Here is a 26,405-nt window from a genome sequence, read left to right as displayed (position 1 = left end):
GAAAACGCCGCTGCCTGGCGTCCTTGCCCGTTCCTGCGGGCTGTTTTATTCCCCGAGGTGTCGCCATGAAGACCAGTCAGCGCGGACTGAACCTGGTCGCCGAGTTCGAGGGGCTTGAGCTTGAGTCATATCCAGATCCCGGTACTGGCGGCCATCCTTGGACAATCGGCCTGGGTACGACCCGTTACCCCGATGGCTCCGGCGTTCAGCCCGGCGACACGATCACCGAGGATGAGGCCTTCGCCCTTCTCCGCCATGACGTTTCCCGTTTCGAGGATGACGTCGAGCGCCTGGTGGTTGTACCGCTCAACCAGAACCAGTTCGACGCCCTGGTCTCGTTCACCTACAACGTCGGCCCCAGTGCTCTCGAGACCTCTACCCTGCTGCGCAAGCTGAATACGGGCGATTACCGTGGCGCAGCGGACGAGCTACCGCGCTGGAACAAGGCCGGTGGTCGCGTACTGGCTGGACTGACCCGGCGACGCAAGGCTGAGCGCGAGTTATTCCTGACGCCCGAGAGCGTCCAGTTTCACTGGCTTGACGAGACCGTCAGAGTCTCGAAGCCGTAAATCCGTATTGTCTACGCAGGCCCACCCAGGAGGCGGGATGTCACAAACGAGTCCCGATACTGCCTTGAAGGCCAAGCCTATTCTCGAGAGGCACGTCCAAACCGTGCTCTTAGCCCTCGTCGTCGGCCTGCTCGCCTGGTCAGGCAACACCACCCTGACCCTGATCGAGACATCAGCGCGCCAGGACGAGCGTATATCCCAGCTGATCACATTGACCGAACAACTTCGTGCAGATCTGCGTGAGGTCGGCAACGACTACATGACGATCAACGACGCGGCCATGTACCGCGATCAGATCAACAGCCGAATCGATGCCCTGGGTGCCCGGGTGTCGCGCCTGGAGAACCGGTAATGAACTGGAGCGACGTTGGTGGATTCCTATCCGAGATCGCACCGAGCGTGGGCCAAGCGCTCAAAGAGGCTGCCCCTGGTATGGCGCAGGTTGCCGCTACAGCGGCTGGCAATGCCGTTGTACCTGGCGCTGGTGCTCTGGTCGGTGCTGCTCTGGGTAAGCGCGTCGCTGACGCTTTGGGCACTGAGGTCGCGCCGCAAGCGGTAGTGAGCAAGGTGCAGGCTGACCCACAGGCGGCCAAGATCAAGCTGCGCGAGCTCGACATCGAGCTGACGCGCCTCTATCTGCATGACCGTCAGGATGCCAGGGCGATGCAGGTCGCCACGCTTCAGGCTGATAACGCCGGTTGGCTGGCACGCAACTTCGTGTACCTGCTCGGCACTCTAGTGATCGTCGCAGTGTTCGCCTACATCGGCGCAGTGACGTTCGTGGAGCTGACGCCCACCGGTGAGCGGTATGCCGACATTGCGGTGACGGGCATTGCCGCAGGCCTGGTCAGCAGTGTGATGGGCTTCTTCCTCGGCAGCCGGCAGCGGCAAGAGAGCCGAGCGCCCCGCACGTTCATGGACGCGATCAAGACCCGATAGACACCCACAGCCGCAGGAAGGTGATCCCTTGGCTACCAAGGCCCGGCGTCGATAGACGATTCACCCGGTGACCGCCCTTCGGAGAAAGCTCCCAAGGGCCCTATTCGATGAGGTCAGCATGGCATGTTCAGGCTGTGCAGCTCGACGTGAGCGCATCAAGAAATGGAGGGCTGTCGCCCATGAGCGAGCCAAGCGAATCTTTGCTCCGCGAGATACTGCTGGAGCAGAGACGGACCAACGAACTACTGGCCCTGCTGATCCAAGCCCTGGCCGACGAGGCTGACCCCGACGCCCCCCCTACCACCTACCTGGATGGCACGCCTGCGAGGTGACCATGAAGGAACGCCCCTGGCGCCGCCTGTACAACACCAAGGCATGGTATCGACTACGCGCTGCACAGCTGCGTGATGAGCCCCTGTGCCGTATGTGTCAGCAGATGGGGAGAGTCAGCCCGGCCACGGTGGTCGACCACATCATCCCCCATAAGGGCGACGAGGCGCTGTTCTTCGATCCTGGCAACCTGCAAAGCCTGGACAAGCAGTGCCACGACAGTGTGAAGCAGAAACAGGAGAGGTCAGGTCATCTGGTGGGGTGTGGTGAGGATGGATGGCCGCTGGATCCGAACAGCCACTGGAACAGGTCCTGAGTGCTAGAATGAAACGAGCCGCCAAGGTGCCACCAACACCTCGACGGCTCTCACCAGCAACCTGATAGGAGCAGGCTGATGGCTGACCCTCATTCTCCCCATATCTGTGAAGTGTGCAACTGCGAGTACCAACCGAGGCGCAACAAGGACGGTACGCCGTACAAGACGAAGCATCACACGTGCTCCCGCTCTTGCTACAACAAGTTGCGCGACCGTAATCGCTCAGTGCGCCGCTTCTGTGCGTCTTGCCTCCAGTTCTACGGTGCAGTGCCTCGAGCCAGACAGTACGGTCGTCGGTTCTGCTCCCACGCATGCTACACAACGCATCACCGGTTCATCGCCGCCGAGATCGAAGGTCTTCGCCGCATAGGTCGTGCGAGACGCAAAACCCTGTCCCGCGAATGGCGGGCACGAGTACAGCCAGAGATTGATGCGCTCAAGCGAATTGCCTCGCGAGTGAACCTTCCATCAAAGGTCATCATCTGCGACCGATGCGGGAAGAAGGCAAGGCGCGCCAGACGCTGGTTCCGCTATTGCTCCCTTGAGTGTCGTCGGGAGCAGGCAGTAGAGACAGAGCGCCGCGTCCGGCGTGTCGCCAAGGCCAAGCGACGAGCCCTGATGAGGAGCGTCGATGCCGACGCTATTGATCCCCTTCAGGTGTTCGAGCGAGATAAGTGGCGATGCCATCTATGCGGTATCACGACGCTGCCCAGCCTTCGAGGCACCAGTGCGGATCGAGCCCCTGAGCTAGAGCACATCGTCTCTCTGGCCGATGGTGGCACCCATACCTGGGGCAACGTCGCGTGCTCATGTCGCAAGTGCAATCACGAGAAGGGCGCTGCATCGCGCGGCCAGCTCCGGCTTGAGATTGGCTAGAGGGTGTAGGGGTGGGGTCAAACCTCACGGCTATTTGCCTCGGACCGTAGCGGCCCTTTTTCTTTAACGCTAACCCAGTTTTTCTCATATTCAGGCTTGACAACATGACGAAAAGTAATCGCCGCAAGCGTAGCGACAGCGCGGCTGCCGCTCAGTCGGCGGTTGCGTCAGCGGCGGCCGGAATCATCGAGCCGCCGAAGCACGTTCACCTGCCGACAGCGGCCCGGCCATTCTGGGACGCCATCATGCAGACCCGAGCCGCCGACTCTTGGACGCCTGGCGATCTGGTGCTGGCTGCCCATCTGGCCAGGGTGAACGCCGACATCGAGCATTACACCAAGGTGGCTGAGGATGAGACGCGACTGATGGCCGACCAGGCCGGTGTGTCGAAGATCCACCCAGTCCACAAGATCCTGACCGACCTTTCCGCGCAGGCGCTGTCCTTGTCCCGCTCTCTGCAAATCCATGCCCGGGCTACTCAGGGCGAATCACGCGACCAGCAGAAGCGCAACGGGCTGCATGCCGAGGCGCAACGAACCATGAGCGCTGCCGACGACCTGATTGCGCGCCCAATGCACTGAGGTGCCCATGACCCGTGGCGAGAAGGTGATCAGCTTCATCGAGACCTTCTGCAAGGTTCCCGAGGGCAAGCTGATAGGCCAGCCGATCAACCTGGCCGACTTCCAGAAGCGCTTCATCCTCGATGTCTACGACAACCCAGTCGGCACCACAGACGGTTACCTGAGCATCGCCCGCAAGAACGGCAAAACGGGTCTGATTGCCGGCATCCTGCTGGCCCACCTGGTCGGCCCCGAGGCCAAGCAGAACAGCCAGATCGTATCGGGCGCCATGAGCCGCGAGCAGGCGGGTATCGTGTTCAAGCTGGCCTGGAAGATGGTCAACCTGAATCCGAAGCTTCAAGACATCATCCATGTTGTGCCGAGCAGCAAGACGCTGATCGGCCTGCCCTGCAACGTCGAGTACAAGGCACTGGCCGCCGAGGGCAAGACCACCCACGGCCTTTCGCCGATCCTCGCGATCCTCGATGAGGTCGGCCAGGTGCGAGGCCCGCAGGATGATTTCATCGACGCGATTACGACTGCCCAGGGCGCCCACGACGCACCGCTCCTGCTGGCGATCAGTACGCAGGCAGCCACCGACGCCGACCTCCTCTCGGTGTGGCTGGATGACGCCGAGCGCTCTGGCGATCCTCATATCGTCAGTCACGTCTATGCGGCGCCCAAGGATGCCGAGCTGGACGACGAGTCGGCCTGGAAGGCGGCCAACCCGGCGCTTGATCTGTTCCGCTCCAGGGCGGACATGGAGAAGCAGGCGAACCGCGCCAAGCGGATGCCGTCAGCCGAGAACACTTTCCGAAACCTGAACCTTAACCAGCGCGTGTCGACGGTCTCGCCCTTCGTATCGCCAGATGCCTGGAAGGCGTGCGGTGGTGACCCTGAGCGCCTCGAAGGCCTTGTCGCCTATTCCGGACTGGACCTGTCAGCCCGAACCGACTTGACCGCTTGCGTGATCGTGGGCCGGGACGCCGACGGCGTGGCTCACGTCTGGCCCTACTTCTGGACGCCGGAGAAAGGGCTTCACGAACGAGCCAAGACCGACCGAGTGCCCTACGACGCCTGGGTGCGAGACGGGTGGTTGCGAACCACGCCGGGAGCAACGGTGGACTACTCCTTTGTGGCCGCCGAGATGGCCGAGATCATGGCCGACCTTGACGTCGAGCTGGTGGCCTTCGACCGGTGGCGCATCGACGTCTTCAAGAAGGATGCCGAGCACCTCGGCATGGAGTTTCCGCTGGCACCCTTCGGCCAGGGCTTCAAAGACATGAGCCCTGCCCTGGACATCCTCGAGGCGGATCTACTCAACGGCCGCATCCGGCACGGCAACCACCCGGTGCTCACCATGTGTGCCGCCAACGCGGTGGTCACGAAAGACGCCGCGGGAAACCGCAAGCTCGACAAACACAAGGCGACCGGCCGCATCGACGGTATGGTGGCGTTGGCCATGGCCCTAGGCTGCGCGGGCGCTGGCGAGGTGGCTGAGGACTACGACGACTTTATCGACAACATGATCATGGTAGGTGTCTGATGGCGCGAAAAGATAAACCGGGTCGCGTCAAGTCGGCCCTGCTGGACTGGCTTGGTGTCCCGATCCACTTGACCTCGGGCGAGTTCTGGAAGGAATGGAATGGACGCTCATCGAGTGGCAAGGACGTCACCGTCAACGCCACGCTTCAGCTCTCTGCTGCCTGGGCCTGTGTCCGGCTACTGTCCGAAACCATCTCTACGCTGCCCCTCAAGCTGTACGAACGGCAGTCTGATGGTTCCAGGGTCGCCGCTACCAGCCACCCGATGCACTCACTGATCACCCGCGCACCTAACCGCGAGATGACGCCGTCCCGGTACATGCTGATGATCGTTGCCAGCCTGTGCCTCTGGGGCAACGCATTTGTGGAGAAGCGAAAAGTCGGCTCGCGGGTGGTGGCACTGGAGCCCCTGCTTCCTCAACGCATGACAGTGAAGCGCGGCGACAATGGCGCCCTGCAGTACAAGTACCTTGATCCGGTGACTGGGAAGGATCGCGAGATTGCCGAGAAGGACATGATGCACATCCGAGGCTTCGGTCTTGATGGAATCTGCGGCATGCAGCCGGTGAGCGCTGGGCGCGATGTTTTCGGAGGCGCCATGTCCGCAGACGAGGCGGCAAACAAGGTGTTCGCCCAGGGCATGCAGGCCTCCGGCATCTTGAGCGGCGACAGCCCCCTCAAGCAAGAGCAGCGTGACCGCCTGCAGAAGCACCTTGAGCGATTCATGGGGTCCACCAATGCCGGCAAGGTGATGGTCACCGAGGCCGGCATGAAGTACCAGGCCATCACCATGAATCCCGAGGCCGCGCAGATGCTGGAGACTCGAAACTTCAGCGTTGAGGAGATCTGCCGCTGGTTCCGTGTGCCACCGTTCATGGTCGGGCACATGGACAAGCAGTCGTCTTGGGCGTCCAGCGTCGAGGGCATGAACCTGCAGTTCCTGACCAACACTCTGCGGCCGATTCTCGAGAACATCGAACAAGAGATCGACCGGTGCCTGCTGGGCAATACCGACCGCTACTACGTGGAGTTCAGCGTCGAGGGGCTGCTGCGAGCTGACAGCACTGGCCGGGCGAACTACTACAACACACTCCTGCAGAACGGGGTGATGTCGAGAAACGAAGTCCGCCGGCTAGAGAACCTGCCACAGGTAGAAGGCGGCGACACCCTCACCGTCCAATCCAACATGATGGCGCTCGATCAGGTCGGCCAGGATGGCGGCGATGGCGAGAATGCCCGTACCGCGCTGCGCAACTGGCTCAACCAAGAAGCCCCCTCCTAACCTTCGGAGCTAACCATGACCATCAAGCAACTTCCGGCAGCGCCGGAGGCTCGCCCGTGCGCGGGCGTTCAGTGTGATCTGCTGCCGAAGGCGCTGGAAGCCTGGAACCCGGGCCTGCACGCCGCTGAGCAGGAAGCCGAGAACACCATCAGCATCTACGACCCAATCGGCGCGGACTTCTTCGGCGACGGTGTCACCGCCAAGCGAATTGCCGGCGCTCTGCGGAATATTGGTCCGGGCAAGGATGTAACAGTCAACATCAACTCCCCCGGCGGCGACGTCTTCGAGGGCCTAGCCATCTACAACCTCCTACGCGACCACCGCGGGAAAGTCACCGTCAACGTGATGGGCTTGGCAGCCTCAGCCGCATCGTTCATCGCCATGGCTGCCGACGAGATCCGTATCGGCCGGGCCGCATTCTTCATGATCCACAACGCCTGGGTCATGGCGATGGGCAACCGCAACGAACTGCGAGAGGTGGCCGACTGGCTGGAGCCATTCGATCACACCCTGGCCGACATCTATGCCGCACGAACTGGGCTGCCGATCGACGACATCAAAGACCAGCTCGACGCCGAAACATGGATCGGCGGTACCGAAGCCGTCGAGATGGGATGGGCGGATGACTACCTGCCCTCCGACATGGTCGAGACCGACGATCCCAACAACCAACTCGACTCACGCCTGGCCGCCCGAGAGATGGATGTGGTCATGGCAAAAGCGGGCGTGCCACGCAGCAAGCGACGCTCGCTTATGCAAGCACTCAAGTCCGGTACGCCAAGCGCTGCCGACTCCGGTACGCCTAGCGCTGCCGATCACGAGGCCGGAATGGCCGAAGCCTACGCCGACTTCCAGAAGATGGTCGCGCAACTCACTACAGTCACCGGAGAAAACCATGACTGACAAGACAAACGCCCAGCTGCTCGCCGACGCCACCAAGCAACTCGAGAAGGTGCAGGACGAGCTGAATCAAAAATCCGAGCGCGCTCTGACCGAGGCGTCCCGTAGCGGGCAGCTCTCTGCCGAAACCAAAGAGGCTGTTGACCGCCTCATGACCACTCAGAACGGTCTGCAGGAGTCGGTCAACACCCTCAAGGCCAGCCTGGGCGAGCTCGAGCAGGAATACGCCCGCATGCCGCTGGATCGCGCCATGGGTGCCGCCAAGAGCGCCGGCAGCATGGTGGCCGAGTCTGACGCCCTCAAGGCATTTGCTGCCGACGTGCAGTCTGGCCGCCGCGTCAGCGTTCCGGTCAACGTCCTGACCTCGCCCGACGTTGGTGGTGACATCATTGCCCCTGATCGACAGCCAGGCATCGACGTCGCGCCCAAGCAGCGCCTGTTCATTCGAGACCTGATCGCCCCCGGCCGTACCGCGTCGAAAACCATCTACTGGGTACAGCAGACCGGCTTCACCAACAACGCGGCGCCGGTGGCGGAAAACACCACCAAGCCGTACAGCGATATCGAGTTCGCTGAGAAGATCACCCCGGTGCGCACCCTGGCCCACCTGTTCAAGGCGTCCAAGCAGATCCTCGATGACATGCCGCAACTACAGTCCATGGTGGATGCTGAGCTGCGCTACGGCCTCAAGTACGTCGAGGAGCAACAGATCCTGTTCGGCGACGGCACCGGCCAAAACCTGGAAGGCATCGTCCCCCAGGCGTCCGCTTACTCCGCGGCCTTCGCAGTGGATGAGCAGAACGGCATCGACGATCTGCGCCTGGCGATGCTTCAGGCACAGCTTGCCCGGTTCCCTGCCAGCGGCCACGTCCTGCACTTCATCGATTGGGCCAAGATCGAGCTGACCAAGGACAGCATGGGGCGTTACATCCTGGCCAACCCCGCCGGCCTGACCGGCCCGACGCTCTGGGGCCTGCCGGTTGTCGCGACCGAAGCAGCTGCGTTCCAGGGCAAGTTCCTGACTGGTGCCTTCAACGCCGGCGCGCAAATCTTCGATCGCGAAGATGCCAACGTGGTGGTGTCCACCGAGAACGCCGACGACTTCGAGAAGAACATGATCTCGATTCGTTGCGAGGAGCGCCTGGCGCTGGCCGTTAAGCGTCCCGAGGCGTTCATCTACGGCGACTTCACCGTCCCGGCACCGTAAGCCTAACGGCATGGGGGCTCGCGCCCCCATGCTCACCAGGAGAGCACAATGAAGCTGATCACTAACTATCCCATCGCTTTCAAGGGCGGCGTGGTGCTGGCCGGCGGCTCGATGGAGACGACTGAGCCCCATGGCCGCGAATTGATCCGCAAGGGCTACGCTCGCCAGTACGAAGAAGCGCCTGAGAAAAAGCGGACCACGAAACGAAGCGGCTCCACTGACTGACAGGAGGCCCCAACATGCTGGACCTCCCTACCATCAAGCTGCATTGCCGGCTTGACCCCGATTACACCGAGGAGGATGACCTTCTCGAGGTCTATTCTCAGGCTGCGTCACGGTTCATCGAAAACCAAACCGACCGAACCCTGTATGCGGACAGTGATTCCGTGCCTGACGAGGACGAATGCCCCCTGGTAATGGACGGAAGCGTGCGAACAGCCATGTTGCTGTTGATCGGCCATTGGTACGAAAACCGTGAGGCGGTCGTTGTGGGGACCATAACGGCAGAGGTTCCCATGGCCGTGGAGGCCCTGATTCAGCCCTACAGGATCTATGGCGTATGAGAATCGGCAACCTGCGGCACCGGGTGACTATCGAGCGCCCGGGACTCACACAAGACCCTGCAACAGGCGAGATGATCCCTGGGTGGCAAAAGGTCAAGACAGTCTGGGCCTCCGTCGAACCGTTAAGCGCCAGAGAGTTCATTGCTGCCGGCGCCGACCAGGCAGAACTGTCGGCCAAGATCGTCATTCGACACCGCGACGACATCGCTCCGGACATGCGCATCGTTCACCGCGGCAAGGTCTACAACATCCAGGGCGTACTGCCCGATCCGAAAAGCGGCCTGCACTACCTGACCATTCCGGTCTCCGAGGGCGTCAACGATGGCTGATCTGTCGTTCAACCTCTCCGGTGTCGATGAGGCGCTGGCGAAGATGAAGGAAGTTCAGGATCTACCGAAGAAGAAGGCGACCCGCTTTGCCCTGCGCAAGGCGGCGAACCTTGTTCGTGAAAGCGCAAAGATGGGCGCTCTAAGCATTGATGATCCTGATACAGCCAACACCATTGCCGACAACATCGTGGTCCGGTTCGATAACCAGCATTTCCGACAGCACGGCGATCTGAAAATGAGCGTCGGCGTACTTGGGGGCTCTACGTCGAAGGCCAAGAACACCAATAACCCTGGCGGTGATACGTATTACTGGCGGTTTAAAGAGTTTGGCACTGAGAAAATGCGCGCCGATCCTTTCATGCGCCCAGCGCTGCAGGAATCAATTGAGCCAGCCACCGACGAATTCCTACGCCAATTCGACAAGGCTCTGGTCAGAGCCATCAAGCGAGCCAACCGGAGCAGATGATGCAACCACCGATCTTCATTGTCTGCGCCTCTAACCCGGCGGTCACAGCGCTTATCGGCTCAAGCCCTACCCGCCTTTACCCCTGGGGTGAAGCGCCTCAAGGCGTGGCCACTCCGTATGCGGTATGGCAAGTGGTTAACGGAGCGCCCGAAAACTACCTGGCGCAGCGACCGGACATAGACGCCTTCACGCTCCAGGTGGACGTCTACGCCGACACGGGCAGCACAGCCACCGATGTTGCCGAAGCCATCCGCAACGCCATCGAGGACAAGGCTTATGTCGTTCGCTGGGGCGGTCAAGAGACTGACCCGGATACAGGGCGGAGACGTATCTCGTTCGACGTCGACTGGCTCGTGCCGAGATAACCGACGCAACGCAGCACCCAAGCCCTGGCATCCGCCGGGGCTTTTCTTTTCCACCCTCGCCCGCCGATGTGCGGGCTTTATCATGCCCGCAACTCAGAGGAATCTGAACCATGTCTGTATTGGCACAAGGCACTCACGTCTACTTCATCGACCCCAACGACGGCACGCCTCAAGTGGTCCAGGTGCAATGCGCCACCAGCTTTAGCCCGGGCGGCAACCCAGCTGACCAAATTGAGGACACCTGTCTCGAAGACTTCGAGCGCAGCTACAAGCCCGGCTTGCGCACCCCTGGCCAGGCCACACTGGGGCTCAACTCCGACCCCACGAATGCAAGCCACGTCACGCTTCACGAGCTGTCGCAGATGAACCCCTCGCCCACCGTCAAATGGGCCATCGGTTTCTCGGACGGATCTGATGCCCCCACCCTGGGCGTAGGAGATGACTTCGAGCTTCCGGATACGCGCACCTGGTTCACCTTCGAGGGGTACGTCTCCGACTTCCCGTTCGATTTCCAGCAGAACAGCGTGGTGACGTCCGAGGTCACCATCCAGCGCTCTGGTGGATCAGCTTGGATTCCGAAGGTATGAAGCTAAGTCTTGAAAGCCTGCAGGAGATGGGGGCCTTCGCCCCCGTTGACCTGGCCGAGGAAACCGTGACCTGGCGCCAAGACGGCGAAGATGTCAGCGCTACGGTGTTCATCAAGCCGCTTTCCTACATCACCGCAGTCTCGGAGATGGTGGCCAGCCGCGAAAACACAGACGCCCTTGCAGCGCGCATCGCTGCCAGCATCTGCGATGAAGCTGGCGAGCCGGTGTTCAGCGTGGGCGACATCACCGGCGAGTCTGACCCAGAGCGCGGGCCGCTCAATCACAGCCTGACCATGGCTCTGCTCGAGGTCATCGGGAGGGCCAATGGATTGGGAAAGAGCAAGAGCCGCTCGGTGACGAAGAAGAAGTCTGGCACGAGCTCGTGATGAATGGCATCGGCGGCCGCACGGTCGCCGAGGCTCAAGACCGTTTGAGCTACCGCGAGTTTCGCCGCTGGGTGGCTTTCCGCCACAAACGAGGATCGCTGCACGTTGGGATGCGGATTGAGCACGGCGCCGCCCTAGTGGCCTCTACGCTTGCAAACATCCACAGCAAGAAAGGCGGCCACAAGATTTTCGACTTCATGCCGCACATGGACGAGCCGCCGATCACTGTCGAGCAGGCCATGGAAGCCTGGAAGTAATCAAGCCTCGCCACTGAGCGGGGCTTTCTTTTGCCTGGAGAAAACATGGCCGTTCGCTCACTCGGACAACTCACGCTCGACTTGGTGGCCCGGGTGGGCGGATTTACCGGCCCCATGGATCAGGCGTCCCGGGCCGCCAAAAAGGACATGGCGGATATTGCCAAGTCGTTCAAAGGGGCTGCGACTGCTATCACAGCAACTGCGGGCACCGTGGCTGCCGCGGGCGGCGCAATCGTGGCTCTGACCAAGACGGCTGCTGATAACGCCCGGACGCTGCAGAACCAGGCTCAAGTAGCCAATGCCAGCGTCGAAGAATTCCAGCGCATGGCATACGCCACCCAGTCAGTGCAGATCGAGCAAGACAAGCTCTCGCAGATCCTGCAAGACGTCAACGACCGTGTCGGCGACTTCATGCAAAGCGGTGGCGGGGAGATGGCGGATTTCTTCGAGAACATCGCGCCTCAGGTTGGCGTGACCGCCGATCAGTTCAGGAATCTGTCAGGGCCCCAGGCGCTCCAGCTTTACTACGACAGCTTGGAGAGAGCGAACCTGTCCCAGCAGGATATGACGTTCTACCTCGAGGCCATCGCCAGCGACACCACTGCGCTGATCCCTCTGCTTCGCGATGGTGGCCAGGGATTCGCCGACATGGCTGCCGAGGCTGACGAACTGGGGATCGTGCTGTCAGAGCTGGACATCGCCAAGCTCAATGAGTTTGGGCGCCAGTTCGATCGAGTCAATGGAATCCTCGCCACCACCGGCCAGTTGATCGCCGCCGAGTTATCGCCCTACCTGTCCACCATTGGTGACGACCTGGTAGAGCTTGCCGCTGACGGCGACGGTTTTGGCGAGTCAGTGCGCAACGCCGTCGAATCATCACTCGAGGTGATCGGCTATCTGAGCAACGCCCTGCACGGCATCGAAGTGGTAATGAAGGGCATGCGAGCTGCCGCTTTCTCGGTCGGCCAGGCATACACTGCCGTGTTTGCCGAGATAACCGATGCCGCCACGTTCCTGATGGATCAAGTGGCCGGCGCGATCAACACCGTTATCGACGGCATCAACCACATACCGGGTGTCGATGACATCCCGCTGATCAGCTCTTTCCAAAACAGCGGCTACGCCCAGGGCATCCGAGCGCTGCGCGACGAGATGGCTGGTCTTGGCGAAGATGCGCGCCAGGAGTTTGTTGAGGCGTTCAACGAGCCGCTGCCGAAAACGGTCATCGATGAGTGGCTAAGCCAAGTACGCAGCAGCACGGATGAGTTAGAAGCCGACATTGCCCTGCCAGGCATGACGGTAACTGGCAGCGCTCTACCTAACGCCAAGGAGCGCGAGGCGGCGCAGAAGGCTCAGGCTGCCGCAGCGAAAGAAGCAGCCCAGGCAGCCAAGGAGGCCGCCAGAGAGATCGAACGGCAGCGAGACGCATACCGTGGATTGCTCGATGAGCTGTACCCCCTCCAGGCGTCACAGCGTGAATTCCGCGAGGAGATGGAACTGCTTGACCTTGCCGCCAAGGCGGGCGAGGTGGATGACCTGGCCGACGCTCAGCGCCGGCTGAGAGAAGCCAGTGCCGAGCAAGTCGCGTCCGGTATGGAGGATGCCCCTGACTACGCAGGCCTAGATGGAAGCGTAGGCGGCGCATTCGGTGAGATCGCCAAGATCGACGAGGCTCAGGAGGCTCTCGAGTCCTGGTACGAAACGCAACTCGAGATGCTGGCGGAGTTCCGTGAGGCGCGAGCTGACCTCAACTCAGAATGGGATGAGCGTGAGCAGGAAATCCAGCAGCAGCATCAAGACCAGCTGCTCAAGATCGAGCATGCCCGGCAGCAGGCGCAGCTCGTGGCAGCGGAGAGCGTATTCGGCGACCTGGCAGACGTCACCCGCACATTCGCGGGAGAGCAGTCTGGCATCTACAAAGCCATGTTTGCCGTGCAAAAGGCGGCCGCTATCGCGCAGTCCTTGGTAGCAATTCAGCAAGGCATTGCCATGGCGGCCGCCAACCCCTTCCCCTACAACCTGGCGGCGATGGCATCAGTCGCATCAGCGACAGCCGGCATCGTCTCCAACATTGCCTCTATCGCTGGGCCCGACGGCATGGCTCACGAAGGTATCAATTCGGTGCCAGAGGATGGCACCTGGTACCTCAAAAAAGGTGAGCGGGTCACTACCGCAGACACCAGCGCGAAGCTGGACCGAACGCTGGATGACGTTCAGCGCAATCGATCTGATGGAGGTGGCACCACCGTCAACGTTATCGAGGACGCCAGCCGTGCTGGCCAGGTCAATGAGCGACAAGACGCTGACGGCAAGAACGTCATTGATGTGGTTGTGGCCGACATCGCCGGTGACGGCAAGATCCATAAGGCGATCTCATCCAAATACGCACTGAGCACCAAGGGGCGCTGATGGCTATCGAATACCCCAAGGGCCTTCCCCTGCCGCTGCGCGAGGGATACGGCCTCAATCACGTCGACCCTGTGCAGCGCACCGACATGGCCAGCGGGCGATCCCGCATGCGGCAGCGGTTCACGTCAGTGCCGTCCAGGGTCAGCGTCTCGTGGCTGCTCACGACGCCCGAGGCGCAGCTGTTCGAGGGCTGGCACGCCCACACTCTCAAGAGCGGCACCGAGTGGTTCGATTGGCCGACGCTCACGCCGATGGGCCTCAAGAAGTACGAGGCTCGTTTCATGCAGATGTACAGCGGGCCGCAGCTCGTTGGCCTCGACTCGTGGCGCTTCACCGCTCAGGTCGAGCTGTTCGAGCGGCCGCTCATGCCAGCCGACTGGATCGAGATCGCTCCCGACTTCATTCTCGGCAACAGCATCTTCGACAAGGCCATGAATCGCGAATGGCCGAAGCCTAATTGATTCAATTTTGATACGCTTTTGGCATCCCTAATCAAGAGGTGCCTTATGCGTCGTCGCTCATTCCTAAAAGGCGGGCTGGTCCTGTCCGCCGCCTACCCCTACACGGTGAGCTCTAGCATGACTACGTATAGCACTGGAAACCCTATTGGCTCCGAGTCTCCGAAAGACCTGTATGACAACGCCCAAAATCTCGACATCCTTCTGAACCATCCGACCAAGAATGAACACCCCGACCGCTTAGGCGCTCCGCGCAAGACGTGGCATGGCATGGAACAGGACTTCCAGCAGTTCCTGGCCAGTAGTGGGTACACCGGCACCGGCGCTGGTGGTGCATATGAGGACTATGACGCCGATGGCCCGCTGACCATTGATGCCCTCAATCAGATCTTCACCAAGGACGGCGATTTCTACCGCCTAAAACCCGACCAGTTGATGCCCTACACCACTAGCACCTGGGCGACTGACGGGGTCAATATGGTTGTAGTGGGAGATGCTGCACTGCGCCAAGAGCTAGGCGGCGAGCAAGGTGCCCTGTTGGTCGGATCGGCTCCTATATATGTGGCAGAACTGGATGATTTGAATAGCCTGCCTGCTAAAAGCGGCCTTATGGCCATCGTCACAGAAAGTGCCCGTGGCGGCCAATTCGTCTATGATGCCTCAAAATCGAGCGATAGCGATGGCGGAACCATTTTTAATGGATGGGTGCGACAGTTTTCAGGGAATCCAAAGATCCAATGGTGGGGCGCGGTCGGTGATTATGACGTTGAAACCTTTTCAGGAACAGACAACACCGCTGTAATTCAAACGATCCTTGCATCGGGATACAAGGCGGTTGAGCTAGAGACAGGGCGATATTACAAGATCGACAATATTAACGACATGGGCTCTGTCCGCTGGATCGGGGAATCTTGCGGATTCAGTAAAGGGAAGTGCCCGGTTTTCTCTCACCACAAATTCGGAAAAATCAACACCCCGAGCGAATTTTCTTGGTTCGAGTATGATATTTATTACAATGCTGACGGCACCGGGTCTTGCGGCATTGACCCATACCGGTTAAAGCCAGGTGTGTCTAAGACCTATTACGTTGGATATCCTGGTGCATCTGACACGAACAGCGGATTGACGCCAACTCAAAGCTTGGGCAGTATTGCAGGAGCTCTTTCGAAAAGCGATGTTGACGAGATAGTTATAGCTCCAGGTGCTCACGACCGTGGACTGGCCTCGTGGGGATCATATAATATGTCTCGTTCGGTATCTATAGTATGCCGTGACGGTATAGCGAAGCTGCGTGGCTCCTCCCCGTTATCGTGGACACAGAACGCCACATATGCAAACGTCTATGAAGCATCAAGAGACCAAGTCGCGCCAAACGATGCAGTGAGAGATGCGAAATTTGAGGACCTCAATGGTGATTATAAGGGGTATGTGCAAGTAGGTTCCGTGTCAGCAGTTTCTGGCTTCCCAGGAAGCTACTTCTCCAGCGGATCAAAAGTCTACTTGCGGACATTTGATGACCGGGCTCCAGATGACGATATTCTTGTCTTTCTGAGAGTTGGCTCTGGAACTAACGGTAATGGTGGCACAATTTTCTTAGAAAACCTGGAGTTTGAGGGTCTACAGGATCTTGTCTTCAGGAGCCCGGCTGGCGGTGAGAAGACGAATGTGGTTGCCAAAAACTGCAAGTTTAAATACAGCTCAACCACATCTGGAATTTCAGGTGGAGCAGGAGGTTTTAGAACAGAAGGTGTAAGGTCTTTCTGTTTTGATTGCGAAGCTGCCAGAAATTACAAAGATGGATTCAATTATCACGAGTACGGAGCACAGTTCCCTCAGGCATTTGAGATGAACTGTAAAGGCAGAAATAATGGCGGAGACGCAACTCCGGACGAGGTTCATAATGGCTCTACCATGCACCAAGGCGGTAGCATCATTAGAATCAATGGGGAATACTATGAAAATAAGGGGCCAAACGTCCCAGATGTAGGTGCCAACACCAGCTCCCTGATGGTTGGTGTTAGCTCATACAACAGCGTCAAGCCATCTGCACCTAGGAACTTTGACTTCTATTCCGATGGTATAGACGCAAACAGGATGCACGCATACCTTATTGGCGTTAAGTCAAGTGGGGGTGAGTACGACCTCAACATTGCTATTCAGGGAGACGGAGATCCCCAGGCTCTGGTAAGGTACTATGAATCACAGCTTTCCAGAAATCCTGGCAGCCAAGACGGACTGATTCAGTTTGATCCGTTCATCTGAAAAAGCTGAGGGTCTATCGGCGTGACTATCTCAAAATACCGAGCTTCAGCCCCTGCGGGCGAGGTGCATGTATCCACCCTCGAGATCACGCACACCTCGTTCCCGGCTATCCGGACGTGCTCAGGCTTTGTCGATCAGACCGTAACGCTCGAGACCGGCGAAGTAGCCACGTTCAAGGCCTCAGCCCTGGACGTGTCCCTGCCGGCCCGCGACGCTACGGGCCAACAGAACCTGCAGTTCGCCATCGAGAACGTCACCGGTCAGGCGCAGAACGCCATCCTGGCTGTGATCGACAGCGACGACCCTGAGCCGGTGACGGTGATTTATCGCATGTACCTGTCGAGCGACCTGTCGGAGCCGGCTGAGCCGCCGCTACGGATGGTGTTGGTGGCTCCGGAGTTCAAGGGAGCGACCATGCAGGTGGTCTGCTCCTACCTCGACATCATCAACATGGCCTGGCCGCGGGACCGGTACACGACCGATTTTTCTCCCGGCTTGAAATACCTCTAACGCCCCGCCGCTGAGCGGGGCTTTTCGTTGGTGCCCCATGATCCAGCCCTATCTGATGAGCGTCTACCGTGATGGTGGGCGTGGCGAAGCCGTGTCCGGACGCCTGGCATTCGACTGTTGGGGGCTCGTCCGCGCTGTGCGTAACGAGCTGTTCGGACTCCCGCTGCTGCCAAGCTACGGTGCCATCTCGCCCGACGACAAGCGCGGACTGACGGACGCCTATCAGGCCGAGGTCGATGCTTTTGCCGAAGGCAAGCCTGTGCCTGGGGCGATCGCCACCGTTTGGAAATTCAGGCTTTGCGTACACGTTGGCGTGTGCGTCGAGGTCAATGGGCGCCTCGGGGTGCTGGAGACCGGCCGCAAGATCGGCTGCCGCTGGCTGAGCATCGCCGACTTCGAGAGCAAGTACATGACCGTGAGGTACTATTCGTGATCCGCTTCTATCCCAGCGTCCTACCCGGCGAGCCATTGATCATTGACGAGCCGCGCGGTCAGTCGGTGCGCGAATGGGTCGACGCCCGAGTGCCCGAAGTGGCCCGCGAGCGGATCACCGTCAAGGTCGATGGACAACTGATCGACAAGGGCGAGTGGGCTGCAATCACACTGCATCACTGGCACGAGGTTGAGATTCGTCCTCAACCTGGCGAGCCCGCCACGCTTATTGCCGCCACTATTGCGGCTGTCGTGGCGGTCGCGGCCACGTTCCTGCTCAAGCCCTCCCTGCCGAGCCAGTCGAACAAGTCTGGCGGTAAAGGGGGCTCGCTGCTCGAGGCCTCGGCCACGGGCAACAAGGTCAAGACGGGCGATGTAATACCCGAGCTGGCCGGCAGGCACCGGCGTTTCCCCGACTACCTCACCGCCCCTCGCCGGCGCTTTGTGGAGCCCAAGGTGCAGGCCCTGGATCTTCTGCTGTGCGTCGGCAAGGGGGAGTACGAGATTGATCCAGACGAGATCCGCATCGGCAATACCCAGATCGGGGCCATATCATCGGCTGTGGACTATCAGATTTTTGGCCCAGGCGAGACGGTTACCGGCCACTCTGCACATCAGAACTGGTACAACGCCCCTGAGGTCGGGCCCAGCGTAGGCGCAGCAGGAATACGTCTTCCATCCAACCGAGACGCTGATAAGTCCTGGGAAGGTGAGCTGTCCTTTGATGGCGACGAGATCACGTCGGCAGGGGACACTCCAAACGGGTGGCTTTCTGGCGCAGTGGTCGATATTGCGATTCCCCAGTCTGTCACGATCACAGACCCAGGATCAGGCGCTGACATCATCCAGGGTGATTTTGACTATTTGATGCTGACCTCTGGCATGGCCATTGAGATTGATGGCTTGTATGATGGCTCCTACCGTGTTCTCAGCTACACGTCAGGCCAGCTGAAGCTTGAGGTCTTCGTGATCAATCAGGGTTGGCAGCCTGCAACAGGCCTGCCGACTGGTAGCCGCACCATCACTATCACCCGTGCCGGTTATGACTACGAGGTCGTAGAGACCGTAGCCGATGGCCTTCGGATGACTGCACGAGGCACCACTGGCTGGCCAGGGTTCCCCACCATCACGACCAGTAACGCATCCGTAACCCTTTCCAGTACTGAGCTGGTTGGTTACTGGTCCTTGCCGTTTACCGCCTGTCCTGCGGGAGAGGTGACCAACACTCTCGAGTGGGACATCTTCGCGCCCCAAGGGCTGTGCGAGATCGGCGAGTCGAGCGGGAACATCTACCGGCTGTACCGCGACATCGAAGTCCGCTACCGGCCTGTCGGAGGCACCACCTGGACCACGCTCGGCCAGTCAGTAACGGGGCGCACGCGAGACCAGATCGGGTGGACGTTCAGGCTGACACTGCCCTACGCCATGCGTCCTGAGGTGCAGGTACGTCGCGTGAAAGCTGAGTCCAACGACATCCAGATCGTTGACCGCTTGGAGTGGTATGGCCTGCGCGCCAGGTTCGACAATGCGCCGAGCCGGTATGAAGGTGTGACGGTGATCGCGCTAACAGTGACTGGTTCCGACGCCATTGCCAGCCAGACCGAGAACCAGGTTTCAGTGGTGGCCACACGCAAGCTCCCTGTGCGCGAGAAAGGCGCGTGGACAGCGCCACGGCCAACCCGCGACATCGCCCCTTGGTTCGCTCACGTTGCCCGCAGCGTGGGCTACACCGACGCCGAGATCGACCTGGATGAACTGGACCGGCTCGACGCTATCTGGAAAGCCCGCGGCGATCAGTTCAACTTCATCGAGGCCGACGACTCTACCGCCAAGGAATCCCTGAACCGGTGCCTGATCGCTGGCATGGCCGAGCTGACCATTGCCGCTGGCAAGCTGAGCCCCGCAAGGGACGAGCCACAAGCGGACGTGGAGCACTCATACAGCGCTCAGAACGTGGTGAGCGACATCTCTTTCGGCATTACCATGCCTCGGCCTGACGACCATGATGGTGTCGATGTGGAGTTCATCAACGAGACGACGTGGGAGGAGGACGAGCTGCAATGCCGCCTGCCCGGCGACCAGGGCTTTAAGGCCGAGAAGCTTCGCTTGGATGGAGTAACGTCGCGCACTCAGGCATATCAGATCGGTATGCGCCGCCGTCGGGAGCTCAAGTATCGGCGCAAGGAGTTCACCTTCTCCACCGAACTGGATGCGCTCAACTCGCGGTACATGCGCCGCAATGCGCTGATCACCGATGTGCCTGGCCAGGGACAGTCAATGCTGCTTGAGGGATTCGAGGAAATGGGCGTGGGCGACTACCGGCTGTTCGTGACCGAGCCGCTGGACTGGACTGCAGGTGGCGCGCACGTCGTTGCCTGGCGCCGTGCTGACGGCACCATGGCTGGCCCATTCGCAGCTGCCCAGGGTAGTGCCAAGGATGAGGTGATCATGCAGGGCGTCAACGCTGAGGAAGACGTGCCGGTGATCTACCCTGACATGGAGCCGCCGCACGTCTATTTCGGCCCCACTTCGTCATGGAGTCATGACGTGCTGATCACTGATATTGACCCGAACGGATTTGAGTCAGTCGATGTGAAGGCTGTGGGATATGACCCTAGGGTCTACCTGGATGACGACAGCGTGCCAGCGTGACTGCAGCGCCGGGCTCTTAAGGATCAGGAGAAGGCCCCCGACACGGTGGAGGCGATCAGTTGGGAGTGAGGAGAGAGCCAGGGATGGCCTGTTCGACTTCACATTCATTGAAACTAAGCTGGCCACTGAACGTAACTTAATTAATCCCACGAATCCTATAGGGCTCCGCATATACCGTCAGTGATTCACTTCTCTCTATACACTCTTCAACAATATTCTCAATTAAAGAATTTTCATTTTGATCATAATGACGAATCAGCCCATTTAGCAAAATTGCTCGCCGATTAAGGAAATCCTTTTCTTTATAGAATCTCTTTATAGCCCTATTGCGAGAAGAAACATAAGAGCAATACTCATCATTGTATACCTCAGTATCTCCTATGTAATATCGGGTCACTTCTCTGCTTGCTTCTATAGATGTTAGATGAGTATACTTCTTGGTAAGATCGAGATAGGCTAAAGCGTGCCTGTCAGCAGAAACTCTGAGTTCCTTTGTTATTACTTTGCGATCAATGTACGCCCATAAAGCATAATCGCGCCCCAACAAAAACAAAGGCTTTAACATATATGAAAAAGCAAAAGTTGTCGTTCCGGCAACAAAAACCTTTATCACATCAATCCATGAAAACAATGATAAATCCTCAGTGGTAAAAATTGTTAGGCCATGGCGCTGTCATATGTCAGGATCGCACAAGCCTTTTCCTCACCTGCCCCACCTCTGCCCCCGGATCCTTCGCCAAGCGCCACACGCCCTCGCTGACCTCGTGCTTGCGTGACAGCAGATACTGAGGCGTGCCGGGTTGCCACCAGTCGTCCTTGATCTCCTTGCCCAGTACGCACCGTCCGCTGATCAGCCACCCCTTCCAAACGACATGGTATTCGACCAGCTTGTCGATCGGCGGCGTTGCACGGCTCAGGCTGAGCCAGCCTTTGCGCTCAAGGCGCTTGCGCCACTGAGTGATCTGGTAGTCGTTCACCTACGCACTCACCAATCAGGTTGCATTGAGGCGCGCAGGTTCTGGTGGCCACAAGCTTTGCACTTGATTATGAAGCAGCGCCCATAGGGGCCGTCGGGAACCACCTCGAAATGCGTCCAGCCTTGCCGCCCCGTCCCCCGAAATTCGACGGCTTGGCAGATCAGGCAGCGCATTTCCAGGCCACCCTCCACAACTTGGTAGCGGATCATCTGCGTGAGCATCCCTGTCCCCTGCAAGCCTAGTGATAGGGTTCAGCTTAGAACAGAACAGCACAATAGACGATCCGCTCAACACGACCTGCCATAGGGTGGCCATGGCCGCCGATTTGCTGTCTCACGCCATCGAGGATAGACACGCCGAAACAATGCGTTATCTAGGGCAATCCGAGAACCTTGTGAGACGCCAAGATCACTCTATATAGTTGATTTTAGGGTAAAAAACGGGGATTTTTGGTGCTCACACATGCGGCTCTTCTCTTGTTGATTCACGTTCGGGCTGACGCTGCCTGCGGCGTCGCCATAGATACAGTACAACGCAGACCACCAACACCACGACCAGCGACACCAGCACGCGCGGATCGCTGCGGGCCTGTTCCATCGCCGGGGCCAGTCCAGGACGACCATCGCGCCACCACTGCACCAGCCGCTTTGGCCCTTCATTGACCAACGCCACAAAGCGATCTGCCAGGGGGGCCTGCTGGGCAGGCGCAGCGGTGTCCTCACTGGCCGACGCGAAACGCTCTCCGCTCAAGGTGGGTCCCGCCAGAGCACGATCGATCCCTACCTCACCGTCGGCATTGATCCACACCGTCGGCAGCTCCCAACGGGTCTCATCACCGTCGAGTTCGGCCGTTGCCACGATGCGTATTGGCCGGCGCACGTCATCCTCAAGCTCGGGCAGCTGCAGCGTCCAGCGACGATCACCGGCAGGCGTTACCTCCAACGGCTGCCCGGTGAGCTCGGCCTCAAACCGAGTGTTCCCATGCTCCAGGCGAGGATGCTCGGCGACCAGCGACACGCTGCGCTGCTGTCGATCTAGAGCGACCCCGATGGCGGGCAACACGTTGACGGCCTGAACCCGCTGGCGATGAAAGTCATCTGCCTCGGCGGTGATCACCAAGCGGGCGGCTCCGACACCTGCCGGCGCGGCCAGGTCTGCGCGAAATACGCCTTGCTGATTGACCAGGGAGACGACATGGGAGCCTTCCACGGCCTCGCCGGTCAGTTCCGCCGTGACCTGCAGCCCCTCCGGCACCATCACGTCATCGCCCTGCTCCACCCTGACGCTGAGCGGCACCGAGAAGCCCGAATACAGCGTCGCGGGGAGTGCCCCGGTCACCAGCTGCCGGTCACTGTTCACCGTCACCCGAGAATCGTCCGCCACAGGGCCCTCGATGCGCCACTCCCCCTGCTCGGGCCGAGGCACCTGAATCAGATCGAAACGGGGCTCCCGCTGCCAGCGGACCCCCGCTGGGGCAGTATCGCGGGTATAGCGACGTCCATCCGGCGCCACCAGCGTCACCTCGCCCTGTCCGGGCTCGTGAAACACCAAGGCGGAGAAGTCGTCGACGCTGGCATCCACGGTGAAGCGCTGATCCTGCAGCGGCACCTGGTCCACCGGAAAAATACGCTCGACGATGTCGAGGAAGGCCCCCAGCAGCGCGTTCGGCGTCTCTGCCACCGCTGCCAGGCCGCCGGTTCGCTGCGCCAGCCGTTCCACCAATGCCACATCAGCCCCGTCAGAAAAGGCGATGGCGTGGATCGCCACTCCCTGGTCCGCCAGCGCGGGCACCACGCTGTCGACAAGGCGGGCACGCGAGGCAAGATCGATCTCTGGCTTGCTGCCATTGCCCGGCGCTAGATCAATCACCCCATCCGTCAGCAGCACCAGATGACGCCAGCCTTCTGCTTCGGCGGCCGCGGCGGTGCTCAGCGCCGCTTCAATGTCGGTGTACTGCTGGTACTGCTCCAGCGCAGGCGGCAAGGCCAGCGCGCGCTCGCGCCACTGGGCGTCCACGCGGGCCGGGGGCAACGGATTATCGACGCTCTGGCCGAACGTCCAGATCCCGGCATTGACGCCCCCTGGCAGCAGGGCCACCAACATGTCCAGCGCGCTGCCGGCGAGTTTGTTCGGATCATTGGTCTTCATGCTGCCCGAGACGTCCACGATGACGCGCACATCGGGAGGCTGCTCCGTCCAGGCGTCATCACCCACGTCCTGCGCCATGACCGAAGACGCCAGCGTGAACGCCATGGCGCCGGCCGCCAAGCCGGCGACCAGCACGGACATCGAGGGGTTCGGCTTCTTCATGGCAGCTCCTGGAGTCGGCAGCATGGCGTGGTAGCGTGTTGCGATGAGAGGCGAGTCTCGCTAGACGGCGATGGCGCCCATCGCCGCCGACCGCTCACCTCAATACAGGCTCCTGACGTTCGTGCTGTTCTTGACCGCCCTCTTGCTGCTGCTGGCGAGAGGCGGCCTCTGCTGCCTTGCGCACGCGACGGCGACGTCCGGCCCACCACAGCGCCAGGCCAAACACCGCACCGATGGCAGCACCGATGATCACTCGTGTGGCCGCCGGCAGCATCACGCCCTGACGCCCATCCATGAACGCAACTGCGGCCACCATGATGGCAGGAGCCTGACCGTTGTAGACCTGCCCTTCTTCCACCAGGGGCAGGTCAAATGCCGACGGCATCCACATCACACCCGCCACGGCCCAGGTCACTACCAGCCTTGGCATGCGCGGTAAAAATGCCAGTCCGAGGTAGCCAGTCAGCAGTACGACCAGCGACAATGCTGCGTAGATCAACCACAGCGTGGACATGGAATCCGAAATCAACATTACTTGCTCCCATCAACTGTTAAGGAAAGACTGCATAGATGACACCGCGATGCCAGCGTGGCCGGTAGCCTGGCACCAGAGGCCGATCGCCAGACCGCTGGGACAGCCACGCAGGTGGGTCGGTTCCCTGCCCCGTCATCCGTTCACATCATTGCCGTTTTTCCCGACATCAACGCACATGACGACACTCGTTCCGAGTATGGTACATCTCGCACCATGAAAGCACAGCCGCCAAATGCAACAGCCGCCCCACAGGCTGCCCCCGCCACTACCTATCTTCGTCAAGATGACGCGGCCTGGCATTGGCTTGAGGAGAGAGACGAGCCCGCGGTACGCGGATTTCTGGATGCCGCCAATACACAGACGGACCAGTGGTTCAGGCCTCTGGATCCGCTGGTAGAGCGCCTCTATGCGGGTCACCTGGCCCGGCGCGAACTTGCCGTGACCGGGCTACCCAGCCGCCTGGATCACTACACGCTGTGGAGCGAGACCGCCGCTGATGCCGACTACCCGGTGTGGTGGCGCCACCCCAACGACGCGCCCGATCAGCGCGAGACGTTCTTTGATCTGGAAGCACGCGCTCGGGAGCAGTCCTTCCTGGAGCTGGGTGACATGGCTCTGTCGCCGAACGAAGAGTGGCTGGCTTGGACCGAAGACACCCAGGGTGACGAGACGTATCGCCTGTTCATCAAGCGCCTGCCGGACGGGCAGGCCATCCCCTTGCTGGACGATATCGGTCCGGAGCTGTGCTGGGCGGAAGACCACTGCACTCTGCTGTTCACTCGCTACGATGCCACCCAGCGACCCGACAGTGCCTGGCGGCTGCGCCTTGCGCTGAATACCGCTGACGCGACAGCGTCGGTGGAGCAGGAGCAGCTCGTGCTGCGCGAGGACGACCCCGAGTTCTGGATCGGACTTGGCAAGACGCGTTCCCGCGCCTGGCTGACCATAGAAGCGGCCTCCAAGGACACCAGCGAGACCCATGTGGTCCCCGCTCACACGCCCCATGTTGCGCCCCGCTGCTACCAGGTGCGGGAAACCGGGGTCGAATATGCCATCGATCATCGACCCGGCTACTTCTATATCCTGCATAACCAAGGCGCCAAGCATTTTCAGCTGGAAGTAGAAGAAGAGCACCGCCCCGGATCGCGCCAGGTGGTGATCGGTCACCGCGAGAACAGCACGCTGGAAGGCATCGACGCCTACGCCTGGGGACTGGTCGTGGCCGAACGTGACCACCGAGAGGCCCAAGTCAGGCTGCGCCGCCTTGAGTTCGATGGCGACCACCGGTTGACGCTGGACGCAGCGCTGCCCTGCTCGCCAGGTCCCCTCAGCCTCAACCTGGGGGATAGCCCGCATTTCGATGACCGCGTGTTGCGTCTGCGCGAAGAGTCCTTTTGCAGTCCTTCCAGCTGGTGGTCACTGGACCTGGACAGTGGCCAGCGACAGCTGCTCAAGCGCCAGCCGCTGCACGGTGACCTGATGCCCGAAGACCTGAGCTGTCGAAGGCTGTGGGCGGTCTCCCATGATGGGGAGCAGGTGCCGGTATCCGTGGTCTGTCGCAAGGACTTGGCAGATCAGGCGCTACCCACTCTGCTTTACGGCTATGGGGCCTACGGTGAAGCGCTGGATCCCTGGTTCTCGGTGGCTCGCCTTGAGTTGCTGGCCCGCGGTGTCGCCTTTGCGGTGGCCCATGTGCGTGGCGGCGGCGAGCGAGGGGAACCCTGGTACCTGGCCGGAAAGCTGGAGCACAAACCCAACAGCTTCGAGGATTTCCTGGCCGCTCGGGATGCCCTGGTCGACGCCGGCCAATCGGCCCCGGACCGGATCGTCGCCTACGGCGCCAGCGCCGGTGGCCTGCTGGTCGGGGCCAGCCTCAACCAATCGCCCCAGGCCTTCTGCGCAGCGGTACTCGACGTGCCTTTCGTGGATGTTCTACGCACCATGGAAAACCCCGACCTACCGCTGACCACCGCCGAATATACCGAGTGGGGCAACCCCAATCATGCCGCCGATGCCCGCCGTATCGGCAGTTACTCACCCCTCGACAACCTGCAGGAAGACGCCTGGCCACCGGTGTTCCTGCAAGGCAGCTGGCACGATAGTCGGGTGCCCTACTGGGAGCCCGCCAAGCTGTACGCACGGCTTAGCCTGGCGAACATCGCCAGCCCCGCCCTGTCGAACCGGGTGACACTACTGAAGACGGATATGGACTCCGGCCATGGCGGCGCATCCGGCCGCTTCAAGGCTTGGCGCGATGGGGCGCAGCAAGACGCCTTCATCCTCTGGGCGTTGGGGCTGGCCGACGAAGGCGACGCACCCGCGCCCACAACAGACACCCCTGCGCGCTGATCGGCACGCTGATATGGTAGTAGGACGGAATACCC

General features: G+C 60.5%; 31 protein-coding genes. 26 read left to right on the top strand and 5 right to left on the bottom strand.

Annotation, left to right across the window (positions count from 1 at the left end):
- Positions 1-65 precede the first annotated feature (65 nt).
- The 25 genes from JF545_RS00500 to JF545_RS20110 all read left to right on the top strand — a co-directional run bounded on the left by JF545_RS00500 (position 66) and on the right by JF545_RS20110 (position 20,199).
- Positions 66-569 carry a lysozyme gene (locus JF545_RS00500; protein ID WP_206937019.1) on the top strand — a complete coding sequence of 168 codons (504 nt, stop codon included), beginning with the start codon at positions 66-68 and terminating at the stop codon, positions 567-569.
- 37 nt (positions 570-606) lie between these two features.
- Positions 607-921 (top strand): hypothetical protein, encoded by a 315-nt coding sequence (locus tag JF545_RS00495; protein ID WP_206937018.1) that lies wholly within the window; start codon positions 607-609, stop codon positions 919-921.
- An 80-nt stretch (positions 922-1,001) separates the two neighbouring features.
- On the top strand, positions 1,002-1,508 hold the full coding sequence (locus JF545_RS00490) for a hypothetical protein (protein WP_206937016.1): 507 nt from the start codon (positions 1,002-1,004) through the stop codon (positions 1,506-1,508).
- Positions 1,509-1,687: 179 nt separating this feature from the next.
- The gene (locus JF545_RS00485; RefSeq protein WP_206937014.1) at positions 1,688-1,840 is read left to right on the top strand and encodes a hypothetical protein; all 153 of its coding nucleotides are present in this window, start codon (positions 1,688-1,690) and stop codon (positions 1,838-1,840) included.
- A gap of 2 nt (positions 1,841-1,842) precedes the next feature.
- Positions 1,843-2,154, top strand: a complete 312-nt coding sequence (locus JF545_RS00480; protein ID WP_206937013.1) for an HNH endonuclease — start codon at positions 1,843-1,845, stop codon at positions 2,152-2,154.
- Between the two features lie 78 nt (positions 2,155-2,232).
- Positions 2,233-3,030: an HNH endonuclease gene (locus tag JF545_RS20180; protein ID WP_431606252.1), complete on the top strand. Its 798-nt coding sequence runs from the start codon at positions 2,233-2,235 to the stop codon at positions 3,028-3,030.
- A 104-nt stretch (positions 3,031-3,134) separates the two neighbouring features.
- Positions 3,135-3,611 (top strand): hypothetical protein, encoded by a 477-nt coding sequence (locus tag JF545_RS00470; RefSeq protein ID WP_206937001.1) that lies wholly within the window; start codon positions 3,135-3,137, stop codon positions 3,609-3,611.
- Between the two features lie 7 nt (positions 3,612-3,618).
- Positions 3,619-5,136 (top strand): terminase large subunit, encoded by a 1,518-nt coding sequence (locus tag JF545_RS00465; RefSeq protein WP_206936999.1) that lies wholly within the window; start codon positions 3,619-3,621, stop codon positions 5,134-5,136.
- A complete protein-coding gene (locus JF545_RS00460; RefSeq protein WP_206936998.1) occupies positions 5,136-6,416 on the top strand; it encodes a phage portal protein in 1,281 nt (426 codons plus the stop codon). Before JF545_RS00465 ends, JF545_RS00460 begins: the two co-directional genes overlap by 1 nt.
- 15 nt (positions 6,417-6,431) lie before the next feature.
- Positions 6,432-7,319: a head maturation protease, ClpP-related gene (locus JF545_RS00455; protein ID WP_206936996.1), complete on the top strand. Its 888-nt coding sequence runs from the start codon at positions 6,432-6,434 to the stop codon at positions 7,317-7,319.
- Positions 7,312-8,523, top strand: coding sequence for a phage major capsid protein (locus JF545_RS00450; RefSeq protein ID WP_206936994.1), 1,212 nt, complete (start codon positions 7,312-7,314; stop codon positions 8,521-8,523). Before JF545_RS00455 ends, JF545_RS00450 begins: the two co-directional genes overlap by 8 nt.
- Before the next feature lie 48 nt (positions 8,524-8,571).
- Positions 8,572-8,748, top strand: a complete 177-nt coding sequence (locus JF545_RS00445; protein ID WP_156088606.1) for a hypothetical protein — start codon at positions 8,572-8,574, stop codon at positions 8,746-8,748.
- Between the two features lie 14 nt (positions 8,749-8,762).
- Positions 8,763-9,086 carry a head-tail connector protein gene (locus tag JF545_RS00440; RefSeq protein WP_206936992.1) on the top strand — a complete coding sequence of 108 codons (324 nt, stop codon included), beginning with the start codon at positions 8,763-8,765 and terminating at the stop codon, positions 9,084-9,086.
- Positions 9,083-9,415, top strand: a complete 333-nt coding sequence (locus JF545_RS00435) for a phage head closure protein (RefSeq protein ID WP_206936991.1) — start codon at positions 9,083-9,085, stop codon at positions 9,413-9,415. Before JF545_RS00440 ends, JF545_RS00435 begins: the two co-directional genes overlap by 4 nt.
- Entirely contained in the window at positions 9,408-9,881 is a 474-nt protein-coding gene (locus JF545_RS00430; RefSeq protein WP_206936989.1) for an HK97-gp10 family putative phage morphogenesis protein, read from the top strand. The genes JF545_RS00435 and JF545_RS00430 overlap by 8 nt, the downstream gene beginning before the upstream one ends.
- Positions 9,881-10,246 carry a DUF3168 domain-containing protein gene (locus JF545_RS00425; RefSeq protein WP_206936987.1) on the top strand — a complete coding sequence of 122 codons (366 nt, stop codon included), beginning with the start codon at positions 9,881-9,883 and terminating at the stop codon, positions 10,244-10,246. Before JF545_RS00430 ends, JF545_RS00425 begins: the two co-directional genes overlap by 1 nt.
- A gap of 110 nt (positions 10,247-10,356) precedes the next feature.
- Entirely contained in the window at positions 10,357-10,833 is a 477-nt protein-coding gene (locus JF545_RS00420) for a phage tail tube protein (RefSeq protein WP_206936985.1), read from the top strand.
- Positions 10,830-11,219: a phage tail assembly chaperone family protein, TAC gene (locus tag JF545_RS00415; protein WP_206936984.1), complete on the top strand. Its 390-nt coding sequence runs from the start codon at positions 10,830-10,832 to the stop codon at positions 11,217-11,219. The genes JF545_RS00420 and JF545_RS00415 overlap by 4 nt, the downstream gene beginning before the upstream one ends.
- The gene (locus JF545_RS00410; RefSeq protein ID WP_206936982.1) at positions 11,219-11,476 is read left to right on the top strand and encodes a phage tail assembly protein T; all 258 of its coding nucleotides are present in this window, start codon (positions 11,219-11,221) and stop codon (positions 11,474-11,476) included. The genes JF545_RS00415 and JF545_RS00410 overlap by 1 nt, the downstream gene beginning before the upstream one ends.
- 45 nt (positions 11,477-11,521) lie before the next feature.
- The gene (locus JF545_RS00405) at positions 11,522-13,885 is read left to right on the top strand and encodes a hypothetical protein (protein WP_206936981.1); all 2,364 of its coding nucleotides are present in this window, start codon (positions 11,522-11,524) and stop codon (positions 13,883-13,885) included.
- A complete protein-coding gene (locus JF545_RS00400; protein WP_206936979.1) occupies positions 13,885-14,346 on the top strand; it encodes a hypothetical protein in 462 nt (153 codons plus the stop codon). The genes JF545_RS00405 and JF545_RS00400 overlap by 1 nt, the downstream gene beginning before the upstream one ends.
- Before the next feature lie 45 nt (positions 14,347-14,391).
- The gene (locus JF545_RS00395; RefSeq protein ID WP_206936977.1) at positions 14,392-16,605 is read left to right on the top strand and encodes a hypothetical protein; all 2,214 of its coding nucleotides are present in this window, start codon (positions 14,392-14,394) and stop codon (positions 16,603-16,605) included.
- 21 nt (positions 16,606-16,626) lie between these two features.
- Positions 16,627-17,115 carry a DUF1833 family protein gene (locus JF545_RS00390; protein ID WP_206936976.1) on the top strand — a complete coding sequence of 163 codons (489 nt, stop codon included), beginning with the start codon at positions 16,627-16,629 and terminating at the stop codon, positions 17,113-17,115.
- Between the two features lie 37 nt (positions 17,116-17,152).
- On the top strand, positions 17,153-17,548 hold the full coding sequence (locus tag JF545_RS00385) for a phage tail protein (RefSeq protein ID WP_206936974.1): 396 nt from the start codon (positions 17,153-17,155) through the stop codon (positions 17,546-17,548).
- Positions 17,545-20,199, top strand: coding sequence for a host specificity factor TipJ family phage tail protein (locus JF545_RS20110; protein WP_206936972.1), 2,655 nt, complete (start codon positions 17,545-17,547; stop codon positions 20,197-20,199). Before JF545_RS00385 ends, JF545_RS20110 begins: the two co-directional genes overlap by 4 nt.
- A 136-nt stretch (positions 20,200-20,335) precedes the next feature.
- Here the strand turns inward: JF545_RS20110 and JF545_RS00375 are convergent, their stop codons facing one another.
- The 5 genes from JF545_RS00375 to JF545_RS00355 all read right to left on the bottom strand — a co-directional run bounded on the left by JF545_RS00375 (position 20,336) and on the right by JF545_RS00355 (position 24,018).
- Positions 20,336-20,830 (bottom strand): hypothetical protein, encoded by a 495-nt coding sequence (locus JF545_RS00375; RefSeq protein ID WP_206936971.1) that lies wholly within the window; start codon positions 20,828-20,830, stop codon positions 20,336-20,338.
- Positions 20,831-20,879: 49 nt separating this feature from the next.
- Positions 20,880-21,176 (bottom strand): hypothetical protein, encoded by a 297-nt coding sequence (locus JF545_RS00370; RefSeq protein WP_206936969.1) that lies wholly within the window; start codon positions 21,174-21,176, stop codon positions 20,880-20,882.
- An 8-nt stretch (positions 21,177-21,184) separates the two neighbouring features.
- Complete coding sequence (locus JF545_RS00365) at positions 21,185-21,397, bottom strand: hypothetical protein (protein WP_206936967.1); 213 nt, start codon at positions 21,395-21,397, stop codon at positions 21,185-21,187.
- Between the two features lie 235 nt (positions 21,398-21,632).
- The gene (locus JF545_RS00360; protein ID WP_206936966.1) at positions 21,633-23,486 is read right to left on the bottom strand and encodes a VWA domain-containing protein; all 1,854 of its coding nucleotides are present in this window, start codon (positions 23,484-23,486) and stop codon (positions 21,633-21,635) included.
- Between the two features lie 94 nt (positions 23,487-23,580).
- The gene (locus tag JF545_RS00355; protein ID WP_206936964.1) at positions 23,581-24,018 is read right to left on the bottom strand and encodes a hypothetical protein; all 438 of its coding nucleotides are present in this window, start codon (positions 24,016-24,018) and stop codon (positions 23,581-23,583) included.
- Between the two features lie 216 nt (positions 24,019-24,234).
- Here JF545_RS00355 and JF545_RS00350 point away from each other — a divergent pair, with 216 nt between their 5' ends.
- A complete protein-coding gene (locus tag JF545_RS00350; RefSeq protein ID WP_206936962.1) occupies positions 24,235-26,370 on the top strand; it encodes a S9 family peptidase in 2,136 nt (711 codons plus the stop codon).
- Positions 26,371-26,405: the final 35 nt, after the last annotated feature.

The organism is Halomonas litopenaei (genome assembly GCF_017303055.1).
In the GTDB taxonomy this organism is placed as follows: domain Bacteria; phylum Pseudomonadota; class Gammaproteobacteria; order Pseudomonadales; family Halomonadaceae; genus Halomonas; species Halomonas litopenaei_A.
The sequence above is the reverse complement of the archived record's forward strand: the minus strand, read 5'-3'. Positions and strand labels throughout refer to the sequence as shown.

Excerpts from the sequence above, each read along its gene's own strand:
- JF545_RS00350 (WP_206936962.1), top strand. The coding sequence starts at position 24,235 with ATGAAAGCACAGCCGCCAAATGCAACAGCCGCCCCACAGGCTGCCCCC.
- JF545_RS20180 (WP_431606252.1), top strand. The coding sequence starts at position 2,233 with ATGGCTGACCCTCATTCTCCCCATATCTGTGAAGTGTGCAACTGCGAG.
- JF545_RS00355 (WP_206936964.1), bottom strand. The coding sequence starts at position 24,018 with ATGTTGATTTCGGATTCCATGTCCACGCTGTGGTTGATCTACGCAGCA.
- JF545_RS00415 (WP_206936984.1), top strand. The coding sequence starts at position 10,830 with ATGAAGCTAAGTCTTGAAAGCCTGCAGGAGATGGGGGCCTTCGCCCCC.
- JF545_RS00455 (WP_206936996.1), top strand. The coding sequence starts at position 6,432 with ATGACCATCAAGCAACTTCCGGCAGCGCCGGAGGCTCGCCCGTGCGCG.
- JF545_RS00360 (WP_206936966.1), bottom strand. The coding sequence starts at position 23,486 with ATGAAGAAGCCGAACCCCTCGATGTCCGTGCTGGTCGCCGGCTTGGCG.
- JF545_RS00365 (WP_206936967.1), bottom strand. The coding sequence starts at position 21,397 with ATGCTCACGCAGATGATCCGCTACCAAGTTGTGGAGGGTGGCCTGGAA.
- JF545_RS00385 (WP_206936974.1), top strand. The coding sequence starts at position 17,153 with ATGATCCAGCCCTATCTGATGAGCGTCTACCGTGATGGTGGGCGTGGC.
- JF545_RS00470 (WP_206937001.1), top strand. The coding sequence starts at position 3,135 with ATGACGAAAAGTAATCGCCGCAAGCGTAGCGACAGCGCGGCTGCCGCT.
- JF545_RS00485 (WP_206937014.1), top strand. The coding sequence starts at position 1,688 with ATGAGCGAGCCAAGCGAATCTTTGCTCCGCGAGATACTGCTGGAGCAG.
- JF545_RS00460 (WP_206936998.1), top strand. The coding sequence starts at position 5,136 with ATGGCGCGAAAAGATAAACCGGGTCGCGTCAAGTCGGCCCTGCTGGAC.
- JF545_RS00480 (WP_206937013.1), top strand. The coding sequence starts at position 1,843 with ATGAAGGAACGCCCCTGGCGCCGCCTGTACAACACCAAGGCATGGTAT.
- JF545_RS00430 (WP_206936989.1), top strand. The coding sequence starts at position 9,408 with ATGGCTGATCTGTCGTTCAACCTCTCCGGTGTCGATGAGGCGCTGGCG.
- JF545_RS00490 (WP_206937016.1), top strand. The coding sequence starts at position 1,002 with ATGGCGCAGGTTGCCGCTACAGCGGCTGGCAATGCCGTTGTACCTGGC.
- JF545_RS00440 (WP_206936992.1), top strand. The coding sequence starts at position 8,763 with ATGCTGGACCTCCCTACCATCAAGCTGCATTGCCGGCTTGACCCCGAT.
- JF545_RS00425 (WP_206936987.1), top strand. The coding sequence starts at position 9,881 with ATGCAACCACCGATCTTCATTGTCTGCGCCTCTAACCCGGCGGTCACA.
- JF545_RS00410 (WP_206936982.1), top strand. The coding sequence starts at position 11,219 with ATGAATGGCATCGGCGGCCGCACGGTCGCCGAGGCTCAAGACCGTTTG.
- JF545_RS00435 (WP_206936991.1), top strand. The coding sequence starts at position 9,083 with ATGAGAATCGGCAACCTGCGGCACCGGGTGACTATCGAGCGCCCGGGA.
- JF545_RS00400 (WP_206936979.1), top strand. The coding sequence starts at position 13,885 with ATGGCTATCGAATACCCCAAGGGCCTTCCCCTGCCGCTGCGCGAGGGA.
- JF545_RS00420 (WP_206936985.1), top strand. The coding sequence starts at position 10,357 with ATGTCTGTATTGGCACAAGGCACTCACGTCTACTTCATCGACCCCAAC.
- JF545_RS00405 (WP_206936981.1), top strand. The coding sequence starts at position 11,522 with ATGGCCGTTCGCTCACTCGGACAACTCACGCTCGACTTGGTGGCCCGG.
- JF545_RS00500 (WP_206937019.1), top strand. The coding sequence starts at position 66 with ATGAAGACCAGTCAGCGCGGACTGAACCTGGTCGCCGAGTTCGAGGGG.
- JF545_RS00395 (WP_206936977.1), top strand. The coding sequence starts at position 14,392 with ATGCGTCGTCGCTCATTCCTAAAAGGCGGGCTGGTCCTGTCCGCCGCC.
- JF545_RS00445 (WP_156088606.1), top strand. The coding sequence starts at position 8,572 with ATGAAGCTGATCACTAACTATCCCATCGCTTTCAAGGGCGGCGTGGTG.
- JF545_RS00495 (WP_206937018.1), top strand. The coding sequence starts at position 607 with ATGTCACAAACGAGTCCCGATACTGCCTTGAAGGCCAAGCCTATTCTC.
- JF545_RS00465 (WP_206936999.1), top strand. The coding sequence starts at position 3,619 with ATGACCCGTGGCGAGAAGGTGATCAGCTTCATCGAGACCTTCTGCAAG.
- JF545_RS00450 (WP_206936994.1), top strand. The coding sequence starts at position 7,312 with ATGACTGACAAGACAAACGCCCAGCTGCTCGCCGACGCCACCAAGCAA.